9 protein-coding genes are annotated in these 6,374 nt (G+C 30.3%); 4 read left to right on the forward strand and 5 right to left on the reverse strand.

The window, feature by feature from the left end; all coding sequences use genetic code 11:
- The first annotated feature begins 436 nt into the window (after window positions 1-436).
- From AAT22_RS10570 to AAT22_RS10585, 4 genes are all read left to right on the forward strand, one after another.
- Entirely contained in the window at window positions 437-772 is a 336-nt protein-coding gene (locus AAT22_RS10570; RefSeq protein ID WP_047001187.1) for a hypothetical protein, read from the forward strand.
- Entirely contained in the window at window positions 769-1,140 is a 372-nt protein-coding gene (gene tnpB / locus AAT22_RS10575) for an IS66 family insertion sequence element accessory protein TnpB (protein ID WP_047001188.1), read from the forward strand. Before AAT22_RS10570 ends, tnpB begins: the two co-directional genes overlap by 4 nt.
- Before the next feature lie 77 nt (window positions 1,141-1,217).
- Entirely contained in the window at window positions 1,218-2,822 is a 1,605-nt protein-coding gene (locus AAT22_RS10580) for an IS66 family transposase (RefSeq protein WP_047001189.1), read from the forward strand.
- Window positions 2,809-3,087 (forward strand): hypothetical protein, encoded by a 279-nt coding sequence (locus AAT22_RS10585; protein WP_047001190.1) that lies wholly within the window; start codon window positions 2,809-2,811, stop codon window positions 3,085-3,087. Before AAT22_RS10580 ends, AAT22_RS10585 begins: the two co-directional genes overlap by 14 nt.
- A 74-nt stretch (window positions 3,088-3,161) precedes the next feature.
- Here AAT22_RS10585 and AAT22_RS10590 read toward each other — a convergent pair whose 3' ends face one another.
- The 5 genes from AAT22_RS10590 to AAT22_RS10610 all read right to left on the reverse strand — a co-directional run bounded on the left by AAT22_RS10590 (window position 3,162) and on the right by AAT22_RS10610 (window position 5,977).
- Entirely contained in the window at window positions 3,162-3,620 is a 459-nt protein-coding gene (locus AAT22_RS10590; protein WP_084820752.1) for a nucleoside deaminase, read from the reverse strand.
- Between the two features lie 180 nt (window positions 3,621-3,800).
- A complete protein-coding gene (locus AAT22_RS10595; protein WP_016208835.1) occupies window positions 3,801-4,514 on the reverse strand; it encodes a phosphatase in 714 nt (237 codons plus the stop codon).
- Window positions 4,515-4,662: 148 nt separating this feature from the next.
- The gene (locus tag AAT22_RS10600; protein WP_047001191.1) at window positions 4,663-5,181 is read right to left on the reverse strand and encodes a GNAT family protein; all 519 of its coding nucleotides are present in this window, start codon (window positions 5,179-5,181) and stop codon (window positions 4,663-4,665) included.
- Between the two features lie 70 nt (window positions 5,182-5,251).
- Window positions 5,252-5,443 (reverse strand): DUF6199 family natural product biosynthesis protein, encoded by a 192-nt coding sequence (locus tag AAT22_RS10605; RefSeq protein ID WP_047001192.1) that lies wholly within the window; start codon window positions 5,441-5,443, stop codon window positions 5,252-5,254.
- Between the two features lie 69 nt (window positions 5,444-5,512).
- On the reverse strand, window positions 5,513-5,977 hold the full coding sequence (locus AAT22_RS10610) for a hypothetical protein (protein WP_047001193.1): 465 nt from the start codon (window positions 5,975-5,977) through the stop codon (window positions 5,513-5,515).
- Window positions 5,978-6,374: the final 397 nt, after the last annotated feature.

A 6,374-nucleotide genomic window follows, 5' to 3' on the forward strand; every position in this document is an offset into this window, starting at 1 on the left:
CTTTCATATTAACATTTACACTTCGAAGAAACCCAGTTACCTCAATTTCAAATTTGTATTCCTCATCATACCACTTTTTCATAATTAACCCTCCAAATCTCTTTTTATCTATCTCACCTTATATTGTACCATATTTTGTAAACCGTATAATGCTTATATAGAAAATATTCATATTAATTAGTTTAAATAAAATAGAATTGAGAATTTAAATTATTTTTCATAATGTATTTTAATTGAAAACTAGAAAAATACCGCAGTATTCCAGAAAAAGAATATGCGGTATTTAAAATAGTTTTATATTTTATTTTTTTATATTTATATATTTATCTTTTTTTATTAATATATTTAAATGTAAGCGGTGGAACAAACCACGTCATGTAAGATAACCTCCCATTTGCTATACTTTTAATAAAGTAAAGAGATGGGAGGTTTTATTTTGAGATCCACACCTGAAGATTTAATCCTCTGGAAGCAGAGAATCAAAGAAAGAAAAAAGAGTGGAATGTCAGTTTCAGAATGGTGCAAAATTAACGAAGTCAGCAAGCATAAGTATCATTATTGGAACAATAAAATTAACAAAAATAAAAAATTAGACAACGAAATGGATTTTGCTGAAGTTAGTTCAATTATTTCAAATACATATGATTCAGAAGCTGCGCAATGTAAACCAGATGACTTCCAAATATTTTTCAATAATGTGCATGTAACTGTTCCAAGTAACTTTAATCAAGATTCTTTAGCAGGACTAATGAAAGTACTGCAACAGCTATGATGAAGCATATAGCTGATGAGGCTGAACATATATATCTTGCACTTGGAACAACAGATTTTCGAAAACAACAAACCGGTCTTGCGGCATTAGTTTCGTTAAAATTTAAATTGGACCCATACTGTGGGAAAAGTGTTTTCTTATTTTGCAATAAAAAACACAGCTCGCTCAGAGCTTTAAGATGGGATGGAAATGGTTTTATTTTGGTCACTAAATTTCTTTCTGATGAAATGAAGTTTCAGTGGCCAAAGACTCAAGGGGAAGTAAGAGCTATAACAAAGCGTCAGCTAGAATGGCTTCTAGATGGCTTACAGGTGGATCAGAAAAAAGCTCTTAAAGAAAGCGTTGATACTGAAGGAATGATTTTTTAATACTTCCTAAAAGCTAGTAAAATAGCCGTTTTTCTGGTATAATATAATTGTAATATTAACCAGAAAGGAGTCTTAAAATGCAGTATTCAGATGAAAAAGATAAACGTATTAAAGAGCTTGAAAATGAAAATAGAATACTGCAGGAAAAGATACAATCTCTGGAGCATAATGTAGAAATTTTGACTCAAGCAGTGCTACATGCAGCAAAGCAACGTTTTGGAGCATCAAGTGAGAGAACTCCTCAGATATATGGGCAATGCTTTCTTTTTGGTGAACTAGTGGATGAAATCCCAGGCGAAGCTGAAAATAAAGTTATAAACATTAAGGAACATAAGAGACCTGTAAGAAAAAAAGGTGATAGAGAACAATTAATAAAATTATTACCTCATGAAGTAGTAGAATGTGTTCTCGATGAGGGAACTGTTTGCGAAATCTGCGGCAGTGAACTTGTGAAAATAGGAAAGAAAAAAGTAAGATCTGAAATGGAATATGTACCAGCAAAGCTTATAATAAAGGACTACGTCCAATATATATATAAGTGTATTGATTGTGGTCAAAGCGATACTAATCCATATGATTCTATATATACTGCTACTGCGCCAGCACCTGTGCTTACGCACTCTTTTGCTTCGCCTTCAATTGTGGCATGGGTAATGTATCAAAAATATATGATGTCAGTACCTCTATACCGACAGGAAAAGGATTTTAAGAGAATGGGTGCTGAGCTTAAAAGATATATGATGGCAAACTGGATGATTCGAAGCTCTGAGTATTGGCTTAAACCCATATTTGATGAGATGCATAAACAATTGTTAACCAGCAGTATTGTTATGAGTGATGAAACAACTTGGCAGGTTAATCATGAAGATGGAAAGAAGGCATCTAGCAAATCTTATATTTGGATACATAGGACGGGAGAATATGAAGGTCCACCAATAATTTTATACCAGTACACCAGAACTCGCTCAGGAGAACATGCAAAAAAATTCCTTGAGGGTTTTCAAGGTTATCATGTTTCGGATGCTTACGCTGGTTACGAAAAGGTTCAAGGAATTATACGGTGTCTTTGCTTCAGTCATTTAAGGCGATATTATCTAGATGCAATCCCCTTGGATTCTAGTAAAAAGGAAATCCCAGGATCAGGCGGAGCCATTGGCAGGGCTTATTGTGATAAGCTTTTTAAACTAGAAAGAAAATGGAAAGGTTTATCCCCTGAAGAAAGAAAAAGAAATAGACTCATTGAAAGTGTCCCAGTGTTGGATGCCTTTTTCGCATGGGCTGAAAAAACCTTCACTAATCAAGATTACTTAAAAAAAGCTTTGAATTACACACTAAATCATAAAAAGTATTTTACTAATTTTTTGCTTGATGGAAGAATACCTTTATCGAACAATTTATCGGAAATCGCCGTTAAACCTGTAGCAATAACACGAAAAAACTCTCTATTTTCAGATTCAGTTGCGGGAGCAGAAGCATCAGCACTTATATTTAGTATTATAAATACGGCGGCAGCCAATAATTTAGATGCCTACAAATATCTTGAATATATATTTCGAAATTTGCCCAATAGTAATTTTACACAAGACTCTTCCATTCTTAAGGAGTATTTGCCTTGGGCAGATAATGTACAGCTTGAATGTAGAATAAATACAAAGGAGGAGCCTAGCAGTGAGTCTGCCTAATATTGATTTTATGATGAACATGACAAAAGAGTTTCTTAGTGGGAAAATTGATGATATAGCCTATACCCTTGATTTTTCATATGAGCTAGAACAGCGATACAAGAAAATGCATCGTGAAGATGATGATTATTGCGAATTGATATATGAATGCCTTTATGAAGAAGGTATTGCTCTGTACAATGAGCTTTCAGACGCTGATTTTAAAAAGCAGATAAGAAAACAATATAACTATATAAAGAAAATTGCCAAAGAAGGCTTCTATTAAAAAATCCAGCTTCTCATTTGAGGCTGGATTTTTTTAGTACCGTAAGGTATTCCATCGCTTACTATTTAAATTACTTATACAAAGGAATAACCATCAAAAACTTTCAAGCCTTCCTCATTTAATAGTTCACCTATAACAATTGTCTGATGTGGACTTCTTTCAAAAACTTCTTTGCATGGAATCATGATATTGCTTCCTGCAATTTCTGCTAATTGTTCATGTGAAACACTATATACTAATTTCCCAAGTTTAGACCAAACCATAGCACTTGAACACATAGCACATGGCTCACAACTTGAATATAGTGTGTACTCACTTAAGTCATTTACTTTGTTTTCAGAACAAAATTTACGAATCAATCCAATTTCAGCATGATGTGTAGGATCAGAAACTGAATTAATTTGATTTCCTCCAATCATTACAATTTCATTATCTTTTACTAATACAGCACCAAATGGCTCATTACCTTGTTCTCTTGCCTTTAAAGATATTTCAATTGCCTTTTTAATAAAGTATTCATCGTTTTTTATCATAATAGCCTCCATATATAAAATTTAGATTGCTATTTATATTTTAGTGTATAAAAAACTAACACATAAATATCATTACATAATAGCATAAAATCTCATCATATTTCAATAAATATTTTGTTTTTCTTTAATCATATGATATATCAAGGATAATATAAATTATAAGGCTAAACCCTTATTATGTTAATAGTGAATAAACTTCTTAAACTTATCAATACTTGTATTTAAAATTAATTCATTATCAAATCCTACTTCATTTAATAACTTGTCTGCTTCTGAAAAATCACCTACACAGCTTGGATCATGAGCATCAGAGTTAATAATTATATGTACTCCATATTGATTACAAAGATTAAGCATTTTCTTATAATTATCTACACAATTTAGTCGCTGGTTTTTCTTTAATAAAGAACTATTATTTACTTCTAGTGCAACATTATACTCTTTTGCGGCTATAACCAATTTTTGATAATCTAATGGTGTATTGTCATCATCAGGATGTGAAACAAAAAAGACTTTTTCATGCTTCATGCAAGAAATTAGATTCTCCGTATTTTTAACTACTCCAGCATTTTCATAACATTGCCTATGAATACCAACAATAGCATAATCCAGACGATCAATATATTTCTGTTCAAGAGAAAGTCGTCCATCATTTAAAACATTAATTTCACATCCATGGATTATTTCAACTCCATAAATTTTTCTTGGTACTACACCTAAATTCAAATAATAGAAGGGATCGCATGTTCCTGGTATTCCTGGTGCATGCTCACTTATTCCTAAAAGCTCAATTCCCTTTTCCTTAGCAGCAAATGCCATTTCTCTAATTGTTCCATAAGCATGACCACTAACTAATGTATGCGTATGTATATCTAGTAATAAATTTCTATTCATAATATCGTACCTCTTATTCTCATCTTTTAGCTAACAGAATTATCCTGCTCATCAGATAACTTTATATTTCTATCATCAGTTCTACATAAATATATTTTTATTACTCAGTAATTTATCTATTTTATATATCTACTATCTCTTTGCCATTTTAATCTAATACTTTTTCAAAAATAGCATTATCATGCCACTTGCCATTTAATAATATATATTTTTCTTGTTTTCCTACAAATTGAAAACCATTTTTTATCAATACAATTTGAGATGCAATATTATTAATTGATGTTCCTGCTTCTATTCTATGAAGCTTATGTTTATTTGTAGCTTCTTTTAAAATTAAATTAACAGCTTTTGTAGCATATCCCTTTCCTTGATGAATCTCGCCTATTCTATATCCTAACTCTGCTTTATTGAAATTCCCTCTTTGTAAATCTACTAAGTTTACTCTTCCGATAATCTCATTAAAATTATTATAAATTAAATACATATATACTAAGCCTTTTTCTTGTTCCTGTATCAATTCTTCTATAATACTATTAAAATTTTCAACTTCATAATAGCTATCTCCTCTTGATAAACATGTATCTTCAAAGAATTTTCTATTTGTCACCTCAAATTTTAATAACTCTTCCTTATCTGAAATACTTAATAACTTTATCCATATGTCCATTCTTTTATCTCCTATGCTTTATATAAGTTTATCAATTTTTTATTGTGTGTCTTTAATTAATTTACAAATATCATTCTATTCCACCTTTTGTGAGCCATATTATTACTAAAATAACTACACTAGTTATTCTTGTTCCAATAAGATATCCCTCACTTGGTTCTGTATCTTTATATTTCCACCCTTCTGACATTTTCCATGATAATTTAGGATTTATTATTCCTATTATTAATAAAATACTAGCGATAATTTTTATAAATACCATTATTTATCTCCCTTATTCCATATATACAAATACAACTTAATTAATTTTTATATTGATATTATATTTGTTTTAAAACTTTGATTTTTCATAATTGTAAGGAATACTTGTTCCAACAACTACATCTTCAATTTTTTCAATAATTAACCAATCATCCATATTAGATTGATGATCAAACTCTAATGGTTCAATTTTTTCAACATCAGAAAATTCTACTAAACAAAGGCATTTTTTGTTCCATCTTACTTTTTGTTTCTCTGAAAGATTTAATTTAGGTTGATTTTCCTCTAATATATTTTTTATTTCATCCTCAGAAAGCTTAATATGATTTTCAACTTTACTTACAGTAGCAGATACAGTAATTTTAGAACTTCCCTTTTCCATAAAATAAAGCTTTTCTCCTTCAAAAACACGACTATGAGGTATTTTTCTTCCTGCAGCACCTCTAACAACCATTGTTTTTGTTCCTTCTAATATTTTGTCTAAAACCTTCTCTCCCTTTTTCCCTGCATTGTCGCAATAAACTAAATGTACCATATTAAATACTCCTCTCATTTAATAATTATTAATTATCAATACAAAGTTTACAGTCATTACAATAACTTCCTTATTAAATAAATAACTTTAATTTCAGAAACTGAAACTATACAGTAATTTAATTCCAAACTGTTCACAATAACCTATGAATTATTCACTATGAATTGTGAATTGTGCCCTGTGAACTGTGAACTGTGAACTATGCTCTGTGAACTGTAATATTCCCTATTTAATTTATTATATATTATACAATAGTAATTTTACAAATATTTTACATAATACTGTATTTTCCAGAGTAATTCCTATTTTTTAGACTTCAGAGGTGAAAGTAGTGAAAAAGTGAATAGTGAAAAAGGGGAAAGAATTAAGGAATTGAAAAAAAGGAGCTGTCGCATTA

It is taken from the genome of Clostridium sp. C8, from assembly GCF_001010885.1.
Classification (GTDB): domain Bacteria; phylum Bacillota; class Clostridia; order Clostridiales; family Clostridiaceae; genus Clostridium; species Clostridium sartagoforme.

What these genes read in the sequence shown, in the direction of transcription:
- tnpB (WP_047001188.1), top strand. Translation starts at nt 769, where the DNA reads ATGATGAAGCATATAGCTGATGAGGCTGAACATATATATCTTGCACTT.
- AAT22_RS10580 (WP_047001189.1), top strand. Translation starts at nt 1,218, where the DNA reads ATGCAGTATTCAGATGAAAAAGATAAACGTATTAAAGAGCTTGAAAAT.
- AAT22_RS10590 (WP_084820752.1), bottom strand. Translation starts at nt 3,620, where the DNA reads ATGATAAAAAACGATGAATACTTTATTAAAAAGGCAATTGAAATATCT.
- AAT22_RS10595 (WP_016208835.1), bottom strand. Translation starts at nt 4,514, where the DNA reads ATGAATAGAAATTTATTACTAGATATACATACGCATACATTAGTTAGT.
- AAT22_RS10600 (WP_047001191.1), bottom strand. Translation starts at nt 5,181, where the DNA reads ATGGACATATGGATAAAGTTATTAAGTATTTCAGATAAGGAAGAGTTA.
- AAT22_RS10605 (WP_047001192.1), bottom strand. Translation starts at nt 5,443, where the DNA reads ATGGTATTTATAAAAATTATCGCTAGTATTTTATTAATAATAGGAATA.
- AAT22_RS10610 (WP_047001193.1), bottom strand. Translation starts at nt 5,977, where the DNA reads ATGGTACATTTAGTTTATTGCGACAATGCAGGGAAAAAGGGAGAGAAG.